Genomic DNA, 18,278 nt, shown 5'->3' with positions numbered 1-18,278 from the left:
GCGTCAACGCTCCTGCGCGAGCTCGTGGTTGAGGGCCTGGAGGAAGGCGGTGACGGTCGCGAGCTGCTCGCCGTCGAACTGGCTCCGGGCGGCGTCCGTGCTGCGGGCGAGAGGGTGGAAGTAGCGCCGGGCCAGTTGGCGTGCGCTGTCGTTGTAGTGCAGATGGACCACGCGGCGGTCGCCGGCGTCGCGGATGCGGCTGATGTGGCCGGCGCGTTCCAGGCGGTCCAGGCAGGCGGTGACGGCGCCCGAGGTGAGGTTGAGCCGTTCGCGCAGCCGGCCGGGTGTCATGGGCTGTCCGTCCTCGGCCTGGGCATCCATGATCGCGGACAGGGCCTGGATATCGGTGGTGTGCAGGTGGTGATCCTGCGCGAAGTCGTGGGCGATGCGGTTGAACTCGCTGTTCATCCGGCGCAGCAGGACTGCGAAGGCCTGCAGGTCGGTGGCGGGAGGGGCCGAGGGCTCCCGGCGGGGAGAGTGCATGCGTCAAGGATAGGATGACTCAATCGTTGAGATACTTTATGGTCGAGGTAGTTGTCCGCGTACCGCGCCCACTCCGTTTGGACAGTGAATGAACACCGCACGCCGACCGTCCCGTTGGGCGGTCCCGCTGGTCCTCGTACTCGTATGGCTGGCCCTGGGAGGAGTCTTCGGGTCCTACGCCGGCAAGCTGGGCGAGGTCGCCACCAATGACCAGGCGGCATTCCTCCCGCAGAGCGCGGAGTCCACCCGGGTCATCGACGCGCAGCAGGACTTCGACCGGAGCGAGACGCTGCCCGCCATCGTGGTGTGGACCCGGGACGACGACGGGCGGTTCACCGCAACCCAGCAGGCGGCGGCCACCCGCGCGCTGCAGGACCTCGCGAAGGCCGAGGGAGTGACGGAACGGCCGTCGCCCGCGCTCGTCTCCGAGGACCGGCGCGCACTCGAAGGCATCGTGCAGCTCCGCCCCGACCTGGGCGACCGGCTCTCCGGAGTCCTCCAGGACGTCACGAAGACCGCCGAGCAGGTCGGCGGCACCAAGGTGCAGGTGGCCGGGCCCGCCGCGAGCCGGACGGACCTCTCCGACGCCTTCGCTGGCATCGACGGGATCCTGCTGGGCGTCGCCCTGGCCGCCGTGCTGGTGATCCTGCTGCTGGTCTACCGGAGCGTCCTGCTGCCACTGGTCATCATCGTCAGCGCGGTGTTCGCCCTCGGCGTCGCCTGCGCCGTCGTCTACGTACTGGCCGATCACGACGTCGTCCGCGTCGACGGCCAGGTGCAGGGCATCCTCTCGATCCTGGTGATCGGCGCGGCCACCGACTACGCGCTGCTCCTGACGGCACGGTTCCGCGAGGAACTGGCCCGGCGCGGCAACCGCTTCACCGCCGCCCGGGCCGCGGTGGTCCGGTCCGCGGCCGCCATCGGCGCCAGTGCCGCCACCGTCGCGCTCGGACTGCTGGCGCTGCTCCTCAGCGACCTGACCAACAACCGTGCGCTGGGCCCCGTCGGAGCCATCGGCATCGTGTGCGCCGTGCTGTCCGCACTGACCTTCCTGCCCGCCGTCCTCGCCCTCCTGGGCCGGGCCGCCCTCTGGCCCGCCAAGCCGCACGCCGAGGGGACGGCCGGACACGGCCTGTGGCAGCGCGTCGCGACCTGGGTGGACACCCGGCCCCGCCGGCTGTGGATCACCACCTGCGCGGTGCTCGCCGCGGCGGCGGCCTTCTTCCCGGCGCTGGACTCCCGCGGCGTGCCGATGGAGGACCTGTTCATCAACGACGCGCCGTCCGTCAGCGCCCAGCGGACGCTGAGCGCACACTTCCCCGGCGGCTCCGGACAGCCCGTCGTCGTCATCGCCGCGGCGGACCGGCGCGACCAGGTCGTCAAGGCCGCCGCCGCCACCCCCGGGGTCGACGGCGCGCGCGCCGTCGGCGCCTCCGGCCGGCCCGGCGGCGCGCCCCTGGTCGTGGACGGCCGCGTACGGATCGACGCCACGCTGGCCGACACACCCGACAGCGACGCCGCCAAGCGGACCGTAAGTGCCCTGCGCGACCGGCTGCACACCGTCGACCCCGGCTCCCTGGTGGGCGGCTACACCGCCCAGCAGTACGACACCCAGCGCACCGCCGAGGAGGACCGGGCCCTGATCATCCCCGTCGTCCTCGCCGTCATCCTCGCCATCCTCGTCTTCCTGCTGCGCTCACTGCTGCTGCCGCTGCTCCTGGTCGCCACGGTCGGGCTCAACTACCTGGCCACGCTGGGCATCTCCGGCCTGGTCTTCGAGCACGTCTTCGGCTTCAGCGGCACGGACGCCTCGGTACCGCTGTACGGGTTCGTCTTCCTGGTGGCGCTGGGCGTGGACTACAACATCTTCCTGATGTCCCGGGTGCGCGAGGAGACCCTGCTGCACGGCACCCGGCAGGGCATGCTGCGCGGCCTGGTGAGCACCGGCGGCGTCATCACGTCCGCCGGGGTGGTGCTGGCGGCCACCTTCGCGGCACTCGTCGTCATCCCGCTGGCGTTCCTCGCCCAGATCGCCTTCATCGTGGCCTTCGGCGTGCTCCTCGACACCGTCGTCGTGCGCTCCCTCCTCGTCCCTGCGCTCGTACGGGACATCGGTCCCGCGGTGTGGTGGCCCGGCCGGCTGCGCCACGACGCCCCGGCCGACGCCACCCGGTGAGGCCGCCGCCGGGCCTCAGGTGCCCCGCAGCTCCTCGACGACCGGAGCGAACGTCTCCAGGGCCGCGTCCAGGACCGTGATGTAGGAGAACCCGTACCGCTCGCGGCGCTCCCGGAGCTGGTCGGCCAGCTGCCGGACCGTGCCGAACAGCAGCGTCGGCGCGTCCAGCACCTGGTCCTCGTCCAGGTTCTCGAAGTACGCGGCGAACTCCCGGGCCGTCGCCCGGCGGTCGTTGGTGATCACCACGCGCTGGATCAGCATGTTCAGCTCGGCCGGGACGGCGCGGTCCGCCGCCGCCTCCCGGTAGCCGGCGACCGTCGCGTCCAGCTCTTCGGCGGTGGCCAGCTCCAGCGTGCCCTCCGGCTTGCCCGGCGCCTGCCGGCCGCCCTGGAACGCCGCGATCTCCGCGTGCCGCGCCGTCAGCCGCATCATCCGCGGGCCGTTGCCGCCGATCAGCAGTGGCGGCCGCGGCGTCTGCACGGCGTGCGGTACGTGCTCCGGATCGGCCAGCAGCCGGTCCAGTTCCTCGATGGTGCGGGCCAGATGGCCGACCCGCTGTCCCGGACTGCCCCAGGGGAGCCCGGCCGACTCGTGCTCGGCCTTCACGTACCCGGTGCCCAGGCCGAGTTCGAGACGGCCGCCGGTGAGCGCGTCGGTGGTCGCCACCTCGCGGGCCAGCAGCGCCGGGTTCCAGAAACCGGTGTTCAGCACGAAGGTGCCCACCCGCGGCCGCTCGGTGGCCTCGGCCGCCGCCACCAGCGCGGGGAACGGCGCGGGCATGCCGAGATGGTCGGGGACGAGCAGGACGTCGTAGCCGATCGACTCGGCCTGCCGGCACTTCTTCCGCCACTCGTCGGCGGAGGCGATCGCGAGCGTGTTGACGCCGAAGCGGAACGGACGGGTCATCGGGCCTCCTGGTGTCTTCTGTTGTCGCCGGCCTGTGGTGCCGCGGGTCGCGTACGCCTGCCGGCCGGTGCCGGCTGCGCGGAGGTGCCAGGCGCGCCCGCCGTCACAGTGCCAGATAGGGCAGCGCTATCGGGGCCATTCACAATTCCCGGATGGTGCCCGCACCTTCACTGGGACAGCCTGGCGATTGGCTGTGGCCGAGCACGTCACAGCAGTCTCCGCAGATGTCCAGCGAAGGGACGGGGCATGGCACACCTTTCCGCCGAGGAGCCCGTGGCAGCGCACCACCTGCTGAATTTCATCGACGGCCGGTGGAGCCCGGCCGAGTCCGGCCAGACCAGGACCAACCTCGACCCGGCCGATCTGACCGACCGGATCGGCGAGTTCGCCGAGTCCGGCGGCGTCGACGTGGACCGCGCGGTGGACGCCGCGTCGGCGGCCCTGCCCGCCTGGCGCGAGCTGGGTCCCATCCGCCGCGCCGCGATCCTCACCGAGGCCGGCCGCGTACTCACCGACCGGGCCGCGGAATTCGCCCGTGCCATCACCCGTGAGCAGGGCAAACTGCTCCGCGAGGCACAGGGCGAGGTGGCCAGGGCCCGCGCCGTGCTGGACTTCACCGCAGGCCAGGCCCGGCTGCTCGGCGGCGTCACCGCGCCCGCCGAGGAGGACCGTACGTTCGCGTACACCTTCCGGCGCCCCATCGGCGTCGTCGGTCTGATCTCACCCTGGAACTTCCCGCTGGCCATCCCCATGTGGAAGGTCGCCCCGGCGCTGCTCTCCGGGTGCACGGCCGTCTTCAAGCCGTCGCCGCTCACCCCGCTCACCGCTGCCCTGCTGACCGAGGTCTTCCACGAGGCGGGGCTGCCCGACGGCGTCCTCAACCTCGTCCAGGGCGACGTCGCGGCGGGCGAGGCGCTGGTCGCCAACCCGGCCGTGGCCGGCATCAGCTTCACCGGCTCGCTGCCCGTCGGCACCGCCATCCACGCCGGTGGCGCCCACCGGCTGCTCCGTACGCAGCTCGAACTGGGCGGCAAGAACGCGGTGATCGTGCTGGCCGACGCGGACCTGGACGGAGCGGTCGACGCCGTGGTGCACGGCGCCTTCGGACAGGCCGGGCAGCGGTGCAGCGCCACCAGCCGGGCGGTCGTCGACGTACGGGTACGGGACGCCTTCCTCGACCGGCTGGTGGCCCGGGTCGCGGACATGAAGGTCGGCCCCGGCGACGACCCGTCCTCGCAGATCTGCCCGGTGGTCGACCCGGCCCGCATGGACGCGGCGCTGGCGGCCGTCGCGGGGGCGCAGCGCGACGGCGGCAAGGTGCTGTGCGGCGGTGGCCGCGCCACCGGCGGCGGGCTGCCGGACGGCTGCTACGTCCGGCCCACCGTCATCCGCGACGTGCCCTGGGACAGCGAACTGGCCCAGGAGGAGGTCTTCGGCCCGGTGCTGGCCGTGGTCGACGCCGACGGTTTCGACGACGCGATGCGGATCTCCAACTCCGTGAAGTACGGCATGTCCGGCACCATCTTCACCGCCTCGCAGTCCCGCGCCTTCGAGGCCATCGAACGCTTCGAGGCGGGCATGCTGCACGTCAACCGCCCGGGCGTGGGCGCGTACGCCCACCTGCCGCACGTCGGCGCGAAGGCCTCCCAGTACGGCCCGCCGGAGTGCTCCCCGCAGGTGTGGGACTTCTACACGGAGTGGCACTCGGCGTGCATCAGCTACTAGGTGTTGCGGGGCCGGGCGCGTCGGACGGCCGCGGCGACGATGGTGAAGGTGTCGTCGGGTGCATCGGGGCCATGACGGCCGACCCCTCACGAGAAGGGCCCCGACCGGTCGGGGGAGGCCGGTCGGGGCGGTCCGGTGCGGCTGCCGGTGGCGGTCGCCTCTCGGCGAAAGGCTCCGTGGGGCTTCAGCCGAACGATCTTCCCCACGGGCAATAGGTGAGGCCCGGGGACACAGTTCCACCGGCAGTCGCACCTGTGTCAGCAATCGGGGCGCCCCGGGCATTCCACCGTAAAAGGGTGAGCTGTCTCACAAGGGCGGAGGGGCGCGGCGGGCCGCGCCCCTCCGCGTCGCTCAGCGCGCCGCCACGATCTCCTCGGCCAGCCCGAAGGACAGCGTCATCCCGGCGCCGCCGACCCCGTTGACCACCGTCACTCCGGGCTCCGGGTCGGTCACCAGTTCCGTGCGGCCGTCCCGTAGGGACGGGTAGAAACCCGACCAGCGCTCGGTGACCGTGGTGTCCGGGAGCCGCGCGAAGCCCGCCAGGTAATCCATGATCGCCGCGTTGATCTCCTCGCTCTCGAACGGGTCGTGCGTCGTCGCGTACGCGTGGCTGTCGCCGATCGTCAGCCGCCCGTCCGCCGTCTGCGACAGCAGTACGTGAATGCCGTTGTCCCGGTGGAACGGCAGCTCGGCCCGCATCCGCCGGTCCAGCGCGTCCCGCGCCGCCAGCTCCTCGAACGCCGCGTAGTGCAGCAGCGTCAGCCCGCCGCACAGCATCGGCCCCAGCTGCCAGCCGCCCGGCTGCACCCCCGTCCGCAGCATCTGCAGCTTGCAGCGGACCAGCCCGCTGTCCGCGAAGACCTCCGGGTACAGCGTCGCGAAGTCGTTCCCGCTGCACACGAAGACCCGGTCCACCCGCCAGTCCCCGGCCGTCGTCGACACGGTCGGCAGGTCGATACTGCGGACCGTCGCGCCGAAGCGCACGTCCACGCCGTACTCGTCGGCCAGATGCGCGGCGACCGCCGGTATCGCGTGCCGCGGGTCGACGTTCAGCTCCGTCGGGCTCCACATGGCGCCCAGCAGCCCGCCCGGGTGCGCGGCGTGGCTGCGGGCCACCGTCTCCCGCGCGGAGAGCAGCTCCGTACCGCGCTCCCGGGCCGCGGGGGTGGTGGCCACGAACTCCTCCAGCACCGCGACCTCGTCGGGGCGGTGCGCCAGGTGCAGCGAGCCGGCCGGTACGGCCCACAGCCCGGTCCTGTCCGCGATCTCCAGCCAGATCTCCCGGCTGCGCAGGGCACGCTCGTAGATCGCGCCGCGCTGCTGGCCGATCGCCCAGATCATGCCGAAGTTCCGGATGGAGGCGCCTACGGAGTGGTCGTCGCGCTCGAAGAGGACGACGCGGTCGCCGCGCCTGGCCGCCGCGAGGGCGTGCGCGAGGCCGACGATGCCGCCGCCGACGACGGCGGTGTCGGCACGGCGCTCGGTGCGGTTCGGGGTACGGGACGCCATGGGTGATCCCCTCTCAGTGGTGGTGCACTGCGGATGGACCTCGGGATGGAGCTGCGGAAAGCGTGGCTCAGGACGCCGCGGCCGGCAGGCGGTTCCACTGCGGCAGCATCAGCAGGCCGGCGAGCAGTGCGGCCGCGGCGAATCCGTAGAACAGGGCGGTGCCGGAGAGGAAGCCGGGCAGCAGGCCGCCGAGTATCGCGCCGACCGAGCCGCAGCCGTTGACCAGCCCGGCGGCCGTGCCCGCGCCGCCGGCGCTGCCGAAGTCGACCGCCGCGACGCAGCTGATCATCGCGTCGGCCGCGTACACGGCCAGGCCGATCACCGCCAGCACCGCGATCATCACCACCGCGCTGCCGGTCGCCGTCAGCGGCATGAACAGCGCCAGGGCGACGGTCAGCAGGACCAGTGCCAGGACGCACGGCGGCACCCGGCGGGACCGGAAGACGGTGTCGGAGACCCAGCCGATGAGGATCGGTGCGAGCACGCCCGCGATCCCGAACGCCACCGGGATGAGCGTGGCGCCCACCTTGCCGACCTCCGGCAGCTGCCGGCCGACGATCACCGGGCCCCACAGCAGGATCGCGTACCGGGCCGGCTTGAGCAGGAAGTACGCCGCGCCCAGCGTCAGCACCATGCGGTCGCGCAACGCCTCCTTGTACAGGCTCGGCGCGCGCCGCCGGGGCGGTGCCGCCGCCCCGGCCGCGGCGGGCTCCGCCGCCGTACGGTTCGGGTCGGGCAGCCCCACGTCCCGCGGGGTGTTGCGCTGGAGGACCAGGAACACCGCCAGGACGGCCGCGAGCGTGACCGCGCCCGCGAAGAACGCCGCGTGCCAGCTGCCGAACACCTCGTACGCCCACCAGCCGAGGAACGGCGGCGCCGCGAGCCCGCCGAAGGCGTAGTTGCTGCTCCAGATGCCGAGCACGCGGCCGCGCTCCCGCACGGGGAAGAAGCTGCCCATGTTCTTGCACAGCGGTGCCCAGCCCGCCGACTGCGCCAGCCCCTGGACCACCATCGCGCCGCCGAACACCAGCACCGCGCTGCTCAGACCCATCGCACACGCGGCGACGACCGCACCGGCCATGCCGCCGGCCACCACCACCCGCGGCCCGAACCGGTCCGCCCACATGCCCCACAGGAACTGCCCGGCCGCGTACGCCGCGAGGTACACCGCGTCCAGCACGCCCAGCACCTGCTCGGTGAGCACTCCGTTGACCAGGGGGTCGTCCAGGATGCCCAGCTTGGCGACGGAGAACGCCTGGCGGACGAAGTAGAAGCCCGCGTACGCGATCCAGGTGACCGCGAAGATCTGCCGGCGCCAGCGGGCCGTCCGCTTCAGCGCCTCCCGCGTGGCGAGCGCGGACCCGGGTGGGGGTGTCGGTACGGACTGCGGTGCGAGGTCGGCCATGGCAGTGTCCTGTCCCTCGGCCTGGAATCGGGCATGACGGGGCCCCGGCGCGCGCCTCGGCGGCGCGCCGGGGCCGGGTGGTGCTTCCGTGTGAGGGGGGTGGCGTGCCGGTGGGTCAGCCGGTGAGCGGCACTCCCGCCGCCACCGACGTGCCCACCCAGTAGCTGTCGAAGTTGCGCAGCCGGTGGCCCTGCGGGAGCGGCCCGACCGGCGCGTTCACCAGGAACGGCACCCGCTGCTCGGTCAGCCCGCCGTGCGAGCGCAGCGGTTCGGTGAAGCCGGAGATGTCGTGCCGCGCGGGCGTGGTGCCCAGCACCGTGTTGCGGTCGGAGATGACCACCAGCTCACCGATCCGGTCGGCCGGCAGTTCGAAGCGGACGCAGGCCCGCTCCCGCCCCATCACCTCGGCCACCCCGTCCAGCGCGGCCAGCTCGGCACGGAGCGCGTCCGCTTCGGCGTCCGGCGGCAGGTGCACCGTGGCGTACGAGCCGAGCGCCCCGTGGTGCACGGTGTACGGGTCGGTGATCGGCAGCACGACGCGTGCCGCGCCCGCGCCCAGCCGCGCGTCCAGCTCGTCCTGGAGGAAGACCACCTGCGCGTCACCGGCGCCGTCGCTCTTGGCGTTCATGCCGTGGTCGGCGGTGACGACCAGGACGGCGCCGAGCGCGTCGATCCGCGCGAACCAGCCGTCCAGCATGGCGTAGAAGTCGTTGGCCACGGGCGAGCCGGGCGCGTGCTTGTGCTGGATGTAGTCCGTCAGCGACAGGTACATCAGCTCGGGGCGGTCCCGCTCCAGCACGTCCGTGCCCGCGGCCATCACCAGCCCGCTCAGCTCGGCGCTGTAGACCGAGGGCAGTTCCATGCCCACCCGCTCCAGCACCTTCTCGATGCCGTTGTCCTGCTGGGTGACCCGGTCGGCCTTCTCCGCCGAGAAGCAGATGCCGTTCTCCAGCCCCTTGCCCAGCAGCCGGCGCAGCTTGTCCTTCGCGGTGATCACCGCGACCCTGGCGCCGGCCCTGGAGAACTCCGCGAACAGCGTGGGCGCGCGGAGCAGTTCGGGGTCGTTCATCATGACCTCGGCGCCGGCCGCCGGGTCGTAGAAGTAGTTGCCGCAGATCCCGTGCACCGACGGCGGCACCCCGGTCGCGATGGACAGGTTGTTGGGGTTGGTGAAGGACGGCATCGTGCAGTCCGCGCGCAGATCGCTGCCGTCGCGCAGCATCCGCTCCAGGAACGGCATCCGGCCGTCGGCGATGGCCCGCTCGTGATAGGCGTCCTCGCTGCCGTCGATGCACACCACGACGACGGGCCGGGCGGGCCGGGCGTAGCCGCGGCCGTTGACGGTCAGCCGCTCGGCACCAGCTTCCTTCATGTGCGGTTCCACCTCTGAGGTCGACGTCGGCGGCCGGTCGTGCCGCCCTGCCCACCAGGGAACACCGCCGCGCCGCGGGGCAGAACCACCGGAATTCCTATACCGCCCATAGCCCGGAACGCATGGCCGGTTCCGCCGTTGCGCGGCGCCCCGCGCCGGTGTGCGATCGGTTCGCCGGCCGTCCGCACGAGGGGGAGTGGTGATGACCGACCGGGACCCGGGGGATGCGCCGGAGGACGCCGCGGTGGGGGCCGTCCTGGCGGGCGGCGGTGCCCGGGGCGCGTACGAGGCGGGAATGCTGGCGACGCTGCTGCCGAAGCTCGCGGAATCCGGGCGGCGGCCCGAGGTGTTCGTCGGCACCAGCGCCGGAGCGCTGAACGCGGTGCTCTTCGCCTCGCTGGCGCATCTGCCCGCGCGACAGGCCGCCGACGAAGCGCTGCGGGCCTGGCGGGGACTGACGAAGGACCAGGTGTTCGCGGCGTTCCTGCCCGCGGTGCCGGCCCTTCTGCGGCAGTACCTCACCACACTCGTCGACCCGTCCGGCCCACCGGTGTCGGGCCTGCTCGACACCCGCCCGCTGCGGGAGACCCTGCGCGCGAAGCTGGACTGGCACCGGCTGCACGCCAATATGCGCAGCGGTGCGGTGCAGGCCGTCGCGGTGGCCACCACCGCCTGCCGCAGCGGCCGCACCGAGATCTTCGTGGAGGGGCCGCGGACCGCGACGCTGCCGGAGAGCGACGCCGACCGGGCGGTGGACTACACCCGGACCGTGCTCACCGAGGAACACGTACTGGCGTCCGCCGCGATCCCGGTGGCGTTCCCGCCCGTGTACATCGAGGAGGCCGACGGCTGGTACATGGACGGCGGGGTACGGCTCAACGCGCCCATCAAACCGGCGATCTCGCTCGGCGTGCGCCGCGTGGTGATCGTCGCGACCACGCCGTTGCGGTACCTGCCCCGCACCACCGGCCGGGGCGCGCCCGCGCCGGCCGTCGCGGACGTCGTCGCGCAGGTCCTGAACGGCGTGCTGTCCGACCGGATGATCGAGGACACCCGGACGCTCGGCAAGGTCGACGAACTGCTGAGGTCCGGCGGGCGGGGCCGCAGCCCGGGCGGCCGGGCGTACGAGGTCGTGGAGTACCTCTTCGGCGGCCCGCCGCCCGGCCGGGGGGACCGGCTCGGCGAGCGCGCGGCGTACGTCCTCGACACGTACTTCCGCGGCACCCGCCGGCTCGCCGATCTCGATCTGGCCCTGCTGTCCCTGCTCCTCGGGCCGGGGCACAGCCGGGGTGAACTGCTCAGTTACCTCCTCTTCCAGCCGGAGTTCATCGACGAGGCCATCGCGCTGGGGCAGCGGGACGCCCAGCTGATCCTCGACGGCGCGGGCGACGACCCGGACGCGCTGTGGCGGAGCGATGCCTGCTAGTCCGTGCGATGCCGGCCCCGGAGGCCGAGGGCGCCGACGGCCAGCAGCAGGACGGCCGTCCCGAGGGTGAACGCCTCGAACGTCGTCCGGGAGACGCCCCAGGTGTCCCGGAAGGCGTAGCCGAGGCCGAAGAGGCGCTCCAGGGTGCCGGGGAACAGGGCCACCCAGGACCCCAGCAGGATCCAGGCGTAGACGAGCCCCGCGCAGCCGACGAAGCCACGGGTGCCGAACGGCACTCGGTAGGGGCGCGGCACCTCGGGACGCCGGAGCCGCAGCCGGACCAGCGCCGGCACGATCACCAGGTACGACAGCAGCAGCGTGGTGATCGCGACCGTCAGCACGACGCCGAAGACCGCGGCGGAGTCCCCCGCCGCCAGGTTCATCGCGGCGACCATGAAGAGCGTCGCGGTGATCCCGGAGAGCAGGTTCATCCGCACCGGGGTGCCCAGCCGCGCATGGAACGCGCCCAGCCCGCGGCTGAAGAACCCGCCGTCGGCGGCCGTCATCGCCTGCATCCGGTCGCTGACGATCATCCACGCGCTGCCCTGGGTGAGCAGTGCGAAGACGAATGCCACGGCGGCCGTGGTCAGCAGCGGCCCGCTCCAGCTCCCGTACACCGTGAAGACCAGCCGGGCCGCGTCCATGAACCCGCCGATGCCGGTCACCTGCCCGGCCGGGGCCGCTGACAGGATCGCCAGCACCGGCAGCAGGTAGCAGCACGCGGCGATCAGCCCGGAGAAGCCGATGGAGACCGGCACGTCCCGCTGCGGGTCGTGCATCTCGTCCCCCGCGGCGTTCGGCGCCTCGAACCCGACGTACGCGAAGAGCAGCACCGGCACCAGGGCCAGGAAGCCGGCCCCCGTGGGGGCGAACGAGGCGTGGTCCAGGCCGTGGAAGCCGTGTTCCACGCCGTACGCCACCGCCGTGCAGGAGAACACGGCGAGCGCCAGCACCTTCGCCGCGGCGCCCGCCGTCGTGATCCACTTGCCGCGGCTCAGCGACACCACAGCGGTGAGGATCGCCGCCCAGATGAACAGCAGCTTGAACGTGTAGTCGGCCACCGTCCCGGAGCCGAGCGGGAAGACGAAGCCGTCCCAGGCCTCGGCGGCGACGAACACCAGCGAACCGCCGAGCCACACCGGATTGGTGACCCAGTAGAACATCGTGGTCAGCGCCGCCGCCGTGCGCCCGAACGCCAGTTTCACCCAGACGTACGGACCGCCCTCCTGCGGGAAGGCGGCCCCCGTCTCGGCGAAGACCAGCGCGTACGGCAGCAGGAAGCCCACCGCGATCACGGCGATCCAGGTGACGGCCTCACCTCCGCCGGTGGCGAACTGCCCCAGCACGTCGAAGGAGATGACGGCCGCCACGCCCATCGCCAGGATGTCGAACCGGCGCAGGCTGCGGTGCAGATGGGGAACGGTCTCCGGCGGTGGTGGCGGTGGTGGTGCGGGTGCGGATCTGGTGGGTGGTACGGACACGGCAGTGCGCCCTTCCAGTCGTGGCCGGTTGCGGATGAACGGATCAGTCCCGGATCTCTCCGGTCGGCAGGGTGCGTTCGAGGACCGAGCGCATCGCGGCGACGGTCTCCTTCACCTCCGCCTCGGTCATGACCAGCGGCGGCGACAGCACGATGCTGTGCGCGGAGTCCCGTACGATCACGCCGGTCTCGCGCCGGATCACATCGTGCGGCATCCGCTCCGGCCGCACCGGCAGCGGCTCGCGGGTCGTGCGGTCCGCGACCAGCTCGACGGCGAGCATCATGCCCACCGACCGCACCTCGCCGACCACCGGCAAGTCACCCAGCTGCGCCTGGAGTTCGTTGTGCAGCGTGCCCCCGGTCTCCACCGCCCGGGCCAGCAACCCCTCGCGCTCGATGATGTCGAGGTTGGTCAGCGCCACCGCGGCGGCGACCGGGTGACCGTTGTAGGTGTAGCCCATCGGGAAGCCGTGCTCGCGCAGCAGCTGCTCGGCCACGTGGTCCCCGACCAGCAGCGCACCCAGCGGCGTGTACCCGGAGGTGATGCCCTTGGCGGTGACGATGATGTCCGGGGTGACGCCGAAGTGCTGCGCGGCGAACCACTCGCCGACCCGCCCGTACGCCGTCACGACCTCGTCGAAGATGAGCAGGATGCCGTGCCGGTCCAGCACCTCCCGCACCCGCGGCCAGTAGTCGGCCGGCGGCACCAGCATGCCGCCCACGCCCATGATCGGTTCGCCGATCATGGCCGCGATGTTGCCGGGCCCGATCTCCGCGATCCGCTCCTCCAGCTCGCGGATCAGGAAGTCGCAGGGGTCCTCGCCGCCGTACAGCTCGGTGCGGTACGGCCACGGCGGCGTGAGGTGGCTGACGTGCGGCATCATCGGCGCGAAGCCCTCGTGGTACAGCGGGAAGCCGGTCGCCGAGCCGCCGCCGTAACCGATGCCGTGGTACGCCTTGTCGCGCGCCAGGATCCAGGTGCGCGAGGACTCGCCGCGCCGGTGGTGGTAGTAGCGGGCCATCTTGATCGCGGCCTCGTTGCCCTCCGAGCCGCCGGAGGTGAAGTAGACGTGCCCCAGGCCCTCGGGCGCCAGCGAGGTCAGCCGGGTGGCCAGCTCGATCGCCCGGTCGTTGGAGAACTCCCAGAAGCTGGTGAAGTACTCCAGCTTCGCCATCTGCGCGGCGGCGGTCCGCGCCACCTCCTCGCGGCCGTGCCCGATCTGCGCGAGCCAGAGCCCGCCGGTGGCGTCCAGGTACGAGCGCCCCTCGGCGTCGGTGAGCCGGCAGCCGGAGCCCTCGGTCATCACCACCCGCTCCTCGACGGAGGACGGGAGATAGGGGTGGATGATCCGGGCGCGGTCGGCGGCGGCGAGTTCGGCGTGCTGCATGGTGTTCCTTTCAGGCGGGTTCGGTGGTGCTGGACAGTGCGGTCAGCGCGAGTGTCTGCGCGGTGGCGATCAGGTCGCTGACCTCGATGTATTCGTCGACGGTGTGGAGGGTGGGGGAGCCGTCGGGGCGGGTGGCGGTGGGGCCCAGGCAGACGGCCGGGGTGTCACCGAAGCGGGTGAGGGTGGCGGCGTCCGTCCAGGACGGTTCGCCGATGACGCGCGGGGCGCGGCCGAGACCGGTGGCGGCCTCATGGAGCGCCCCGACCAGGCGGTGGTCCGCCGGGACCTCGGCGGGTGCCAGCTCGGTGTCCCACGCGAACACCGGCGGGTGCGCCGCCAGCCAGCCGTCGGCGTCGACGGCCGTGCGCACGGCCTCCTCGATCTCCGCGCGCACCCCGCTCGCCCACCCGCCCCCGTCCGCCTGCACCGGCAGATACGTGACGTCCAGGCAGACCTCGCAGGAGGCCGGGTAGGTCACCCACCACTCGCCGCCCTTGATCATGGTGGGCACGACCGACGGCGGGGGCAGCAGCGGATGGCGGTGCGCGGGGTCGGCCGCCCAGCGCTCGCGCAGTTCGCGCAGCGCCTCCAGCACCGGCAGCGTCTTCTCGATGGCGTTCACCGCGCCGCCCGACGTCCAGTCGCCGGGCGGGTACTCGGCGTGCCCCGGCCGCCCCGCGACCGTGACCGTCCCGCCGAGGATGCCGCGCTGCGCGGTGACGACGTGCAGATCGGTGGGCTCGGGCACCACGGCCGCATCGGCCCGTACGCCGTACCCGACCGACGCCAGCGTGCCCGCGCCGTTCCACTCCTCGTCGGTCGCCGTGTTGATAATCAGGTCGCCGGGGAGCCGGATGCCGAGCGCGGCCAGCGCCTCCGCCGCGACCACCGCGGCCGCGATGCCGCCCTTCATGTCGCACGTGCCGCGCCCGTACAGCCGGCCGTCGCGGACCTCGGCCCGGAACGGGTCCGACGTCCAGTCGCCGCGCGGCTCGGCCGACACCACGTCGATGTGCCCGTTGAACAGCAGGCTGCGCCCGCCGCCGGTACCGGCGAAGCGCGCCACGAGCTGCGGCCGCCCGTCGAAGCCGAGGCCCGGCGGGGTCTGCGGCGACGCCGGCAGATCCCCGGGCTTCGGCGTCCACACGTCCACGGTGGCGCCCGCCGCGCGCAGCCGCCCGGCCAGGAACTCCTGGAGGTCCGCCTCGTCCCGCGCCGGCTCGCCGGCCGACCCCCGTACGGTCGTGTCGAAGCCGACGAGGGCGGTGGTGAGCGCCACGAGGTCGTCGGCGCGCCGCGCGACTTCCGAGCGGACCTCGTCCTGACGGAGCGTCATGCGTACTGGATCCACGTCGTCTTCAGTCCCGTGTACTTCTCGAAGGAGTGCAGCGAGAGGTCCCGCCCGAAGCCGGACTGCTTGAAGCCGCCGAACGGTGTCACCGGATCGAGCGCGTCCACGGTGTTCACCGACACCGTCCCGGCGTGCAGTGCGTCGCTCACCCGGTGCGCCCGCCCGATGTCCCGGGTCCACACGGAGGCGGCCAGCCCGTACGGCGAATCGTTGGCGAGCCGCACGGCTGCCGCCTCGTCCGCGAACGGCAGCACGGCCAGCACCGGGCCGAACAGCTCCTCGCGGGCGAGCGGTGCGTCCGGCGCCAGGCCGGTGACCACGGTGGGGTCGACGTACGCGCCGTCGCGGTCCGGGCGGGTGCCGCCGCAGGCCACCCGCGCGCCGGCGGCCCGGGCGGTCGACACGGCGCCCAGCACCCGGTTGGCCTGTGCCTCGTCCACCAGCGGGCCGAGCGCGGTGGCGGGGTCGAGCGGGTCGCCGGGGTGCCACTGCCGGACGTGCGCCACGACCCGGTCGGTGAACTCCTCGGCGACCGAACCCTCCACCAGCAAACGGGTGTTGGCGGAGCACACCTGTCCGGAGTTGTAGAGGAAGCCCCACGCGGCCCGCTCGGCGGCGGCTTCCAGGTCGGCGTCGGCGAAGACGACGTTGGGGCTCTTGCCGCCGCACTCGGGCCAGACCTGCTTGAGGTTGGACTCGGCCGCGTACGAGAGGAACAGCTTGCCGACGGCCGTCGACCCGGTGAAGGCCAGCACGTCCACGTCGGGGTGGCGGCCGAGCGCCTGGCCCGCCTCCTCGCCGTAGCCGGGCACGACGTTCAGCACGCCGTCGGGGATGCCGGCCTCCGCCGCGAGCCGGGCCAACAGCAGCGCCGAGAGCGGCGACTGCTCGGCGGGCTTGAGCACCACGCTGTTGCCCGCGGCGAGCGCCGGTGCCAGCTTCCAGGCGGCCATGTCGAGCGGGAAGTTCCAGGGCACGACCGCCCCGACGACGCCGAGCGGCACCCGGCGCACCACCGCGAGGCTGCCCGGCGCGGTCGGCGCCACCTCGTCGTAGAGCTTGTCGATCGCCTCCGCGTGCCAGGCGAAGCAGCCCGCGGCGCCCGGTACGTCGACGGTCAGCGTCTCGGTGATGGGCTTGCCCATGTCGAGGGTGTCGAGCAGCGCGAGTTCCTGACCGTGTTCGGTGATCAGCTCGGCGAGCCGCAGCAGCCGGCGCTTGCGCTCGGCGGGCGCGGCCCGGGACCAGCGGCCGTCCTCGAAGGCGGCCCGCGCGGCGCGCACGGCCGCGTCGACGTCGGCCGCCCCGCACCGGGCGACGTCGGCGACCGCCTTGCCGGTGGCCGGGTCGATGTCGGTGAAGGTACGGCCGTCAGCGGCATCGGCGTGGGCGCCGCCGAGGAACGCCCGGGTCTCGGGGCGGAGCGCGGCGGCCCGCTGCTGCCAGTCCTGGTACGTGGGTGCGGTCATGGTGGTGGAACTCCAGATCGGTGGGGTGCCGGTCGTCAGTGAGTGCTGGTCGTCGGTGGCTGCCGGCCGTCAGGGGGCGGCGGTGTACGGGGGAGTGGCCGGTGTCGCGCCCGGCGCGGTGCGCGCCGCGGCCTTGCGGAGGCGGCGCCGGGCCGCGCAGAGGTACGCCGGTGTGGTGAAGAGCAGCCCGGCGAGCCAGCCGAGGTCGGTGTCGCCGAGGGCGTGCGCGAGCGGCCCGGTGTAGAGCGTCTGGGCCATGAACGGCACCTCGACGAGGATGCCGAGGAGGTAGACGCCGAGGGCCGTGGTGTTCCAGCGGCCGTAGACGCCGCCGTCCGGGGCGAAGAAGGACGGCACGTCGTAGTCGCCGTGCCGGACGAGGTAGAAGTCGACGAGGTTGATGGCGGTCCAGGGGATCAGGACGTACTGCAGCAGGTAGATCAGGTTCAGGTAGCGCGCCATGAAGGAGCCGGCGAGCGCCGCCGCCAGCACGAAGGAGAGCGCGCAGAGGGCGAGCGAGAGGAGCGCGCGGACGGCCGGGCCGGGCAGCCGGCGATGGGCGAAGGTCTGGACGGCGGTGACCACGCACAGCGTCGCGCCGTAGAGGTTCATGGAGTTGGTGAGCATGGTGACCGCGGCGAAGGACCAGAGGGTGAGCTGCGCGAGCGGGCCGCCCAGCAGCTGCGACTGCGCGGCCACCGGGTCGTCGCCGCCCACCGCGAGGCCGACGACGACACCGACCAGCATCGGCAGGAGGCTGCCGAGCACACTGCCCCAGTACGTGCACCACAGCGTCGAGCGGACCTGCGCCCGGTCGGCGGGCATGTAGCGCGAGTAGTCCGAGACGTAGGGCGCGTAGGCGATCTGCCAGAGGACGCCCACCGAGACCATGCCGAGGAAGCCGCCGAGGGTGCAGCCGCCCCGGGTCAGCACCCCGGCCGGCAGCCCGCCGAGGACGATCCAGCCCGCCCCGGCGAGCTGCACCGTGCCGAAGAGCCAGGTGGTCAGGCGGCCGATGCCGTGCATCAGGCGGTAGCCGACGACGGTGACGACGAGGCTGACCGCCGCGCCGAGCGCGATGCCGGCGTCCACCGGGACGGCCGGCACCGCCTGGCCCAGCGACTGCGCGCCCAGCACCAGGTTGGAGGCGAAGAACCCCTGGTACATCACGATGACGACGAGGACCACGGCGAGCGCGCCGACGCTGCCGAACTGGCCGCGGCTCTGGATCATCTGCGGCACGCCCAGCCGCGGGCCCTGCGCCGAGTGCAGCGCCATCAGGAAGCCGCCGCCGAGGTGGCCGAGGAGCAGGGCCAGGACGCTCCAGGCGAAGGAGAGCCCGAAGACGGTGGGCGCCAGGGCGCCGGTGACCATCGTGAGCGGCCCGAGGTTGGAGGAGAACCAGATGGTGAAGAGGTCGCGGGTGCGGCCATGGCGTTCGCCGTCGGGGATGACGTCGATGGTGTGCCGCTCCACGGTGGCCTTCGCTGCGCGTGCCACGCCGCCTCCTTGGGAGGGGGGAGAGGGATTCTTTGAACCGAGATTCAAACTATGGAGCGCTAGGATGTCAATGGATCGAGCGGAGAAC

Annotated in this window: 13 protein-coding genes; 3 read left to right on the top strand and 10 right to left on the bottom strand. The window is 72.9% G+C overall.

Features of this window, described 5'->3' with window-relative positions; translation table 11 throughout:
- Nucleotides 1-3: 3 nt before the first annotated feature.
- A complete protein-coding gene (locus tag ACZ6WH_RS13215; protein WP_432862065.1) occupies nucleotides 4-483 on the bottom strand; it encodes a MarR family winged helix-turn-helix transcriptional regulator in 480 nt (159 codons plus the stop codon).
- 88 nt (nucleotides 484-571) lie between these two features.
- Here ACZ6WH_RS13215 and ACZ6WH_RS13210 point away from each other — a divergent pair, with 88 nt between their 5' ends.
- Nucleotides 572-2,659: an MMPL family transporter gene (locus tag ACZ6WH_RS13210; protein WP_469728127.1), complete on the top strand. Its 2,088-nt coding sequence runs from the start codon at nucleotides 572-574 to the stop codon at nucleotides 2,657-2,659.
- Between the two features lie 15 nt (nucleotides 2,660-2,674).
- Here ACZ6WH_RS13210 and ACZ6WH_RS13205 read toward each other — a convergent pair whose 3' ends face one another.
- Complete coding sequence (locus tag ACZ6WH_RS13205; protein ID WP_469728126.1) at nucleotides 2,675-3,565, bottom strand: LLM class F420-dependent oxidoreductase; 891 nt, start codon at nucleotides 3,563-3,565, stop codon at nucleotides 2,675-2,677.
- A 246-nt stretch (nucleotides 3,566-3,811) separates the two neighbouring features.
- Between ACZ6WH_RS13205 and ACZ6WH_RS13200 the strand changes: the two genes are divergently transcribed.
- Entirely contained in the window at nucleotides 3,812-5,290 is a 1,479-nt protein-coding gene (locus tag ACZ6WH_RS13200) for an aldehyde dehydrogenase family protein (RefSeq protein WP_469728124.1), read from the top strand.
- 351 nt (nucleotides 5,291-5,641) lie between these two features.
- Here the strand turns inward: ACZ6WH_RS13200 and ACZ6WH_RS13195 are convergent, their stop codons facing one another.
- The 3 genes from ACZ6WH_RS13195 to phnA form a co-directional block, all read right to left on the bottom strand.
- Nucleotides 5,642-6,799 (bottom strand): TIGR03364 family FAD-dependent oxidoreductase, encoded by a 1,158-nt coding sequence (locus ACZ6WH_RS13195; protein ID WP_469728122.1) that lies wholly within the window; start codon nucleotides 6,797-6,799, stop codon nucleotides 5,642-5,644.
- Nucleotides 6,800-6,866: 67 nt separating this feature from the next.
- Nucleotides 6,867-8,204: an MFS transporter gene (locus ACZ6WH_RS13190; protein WP_469728120.1), complete on the bottom strand. Its 1,338-nt coding sequence runs from the start codon at nucleotides 8,202-8,204 to the stop codon at nucleotides 6,867-6,869.
- A gap of 115 nt (nucleotides 8,205-8,319) precedes the next feature.
- On the bottom strand, nucleotides 8,320-9,576 hold the full coding sequence (phnA, locus tag ACZ6WH_RS13185; RefSeq protein WP_469728118.1) for a phosphonoacetate hydrolase: 1,257 nt from the start codon (nucleotides 9,574-9,576) through the stop codon (nucleotides 8,320-8,322).
- Between the two features lie 202 nt (nucleotides 9,577-9,778).
- Between phnA and ACZ6WH_RS13180 the strand changes: the two genes are divergently transcribed.
- On the top strand, nucleotides 9,779-11,002 hold the full coding sequence (locus tag ACZ6WH_RS13180) for a patatin-like phospholipase family protein (RefSeq protein ID WP_469728116.1): 1,224 nt from the start codon (nucleotides 9,779-9,781) through the stop codon (nucleotides 11,000-11,002).
- Here ACZ6WH_RS13180 and ACZ6WH_RS13175 read toward each other — a convergent pair.
- From ACZ6WH_RS13175 to ACZ6WH_RS13155, 5 genes are all read right to left on the bottom strand, one after another.
- On the bottom strand, nucleotides 10,999-12,483 hold the full coding sequence (locus tag ACZ6WH_RS13175) for an APC family permease (RefSeq protein WP_469728114.1): 1,485 nt from the start codon (nucleotides 12,481-12,483) through the stop codon (nucleotides 10,999-11,001). The two genes, ACZ6WH_RS13180 and ACZ6WH_RS13175, sit on opposite strands and share 4 nt — an antisense overlap.
- 43 nt (nucleotides 12,484-12,526) lie before the next feature.
- Complete coding sequence (locus tag ACZ6WH_RS13170) at nucleotides 12,527-13,870, bottom strand: aminotransferase family protein (protein ID WP_469728113.1); 1,344 nt, start codon at nucleotides 13,868-13,870, stop codon at nucleotides 12,527-12,529.
- Nucleotides 13,871-13,880: 10 nt separating this feature from the next.
- On the bottom strand, nucleotides 13,881-15,206 hold the full coding sequence (locus ACZ6WH_RS13165; RefSeq protein WP_469728111.1) for an ArgE/DapE family deacylase: 1,326 nt from the start codon (nucleotides 15,204-15,206) through the stop codon (nucleotides 13,881-13,883).
- Entirely contained in the window at nucleotides 15,203-16,690 is a 1,488-nt protein-coding gene (locus tag ACZ6WH_RS13160) for an aldehyde dehydrogenase (RefSeq protein WP_469728109.1), read from the bottom strand. Before ACZ6WH_RS13160 ends, ACZ6WH_RS13165 begins: the two co-directional genes overlap by 4 nt.
- A gap of 69 nt (nucleotides 16,691-16,759) precedes the next feature.
- On the bottom strand, nucleotides 16,760-18,190 hold the full coding sequence (locus tag ACZ6WH_RS13155; protein ID WP_469728107.1) for a purine-cytosine permease family protein: 1,431 nt from the start codon (nucleotides 18,188-18,190) through the stop codon (nucleotides 16,760-16,762).
- Nucleotides 18,191-18,278: the final 88 nt, after the last annotated feature.

This window comes from Streptomyces sp. NPDC050806 (assembly GCF_055586425.1).
This window is presented reverse-complemented; position numbering and strand designations above follow the sequence as displayed.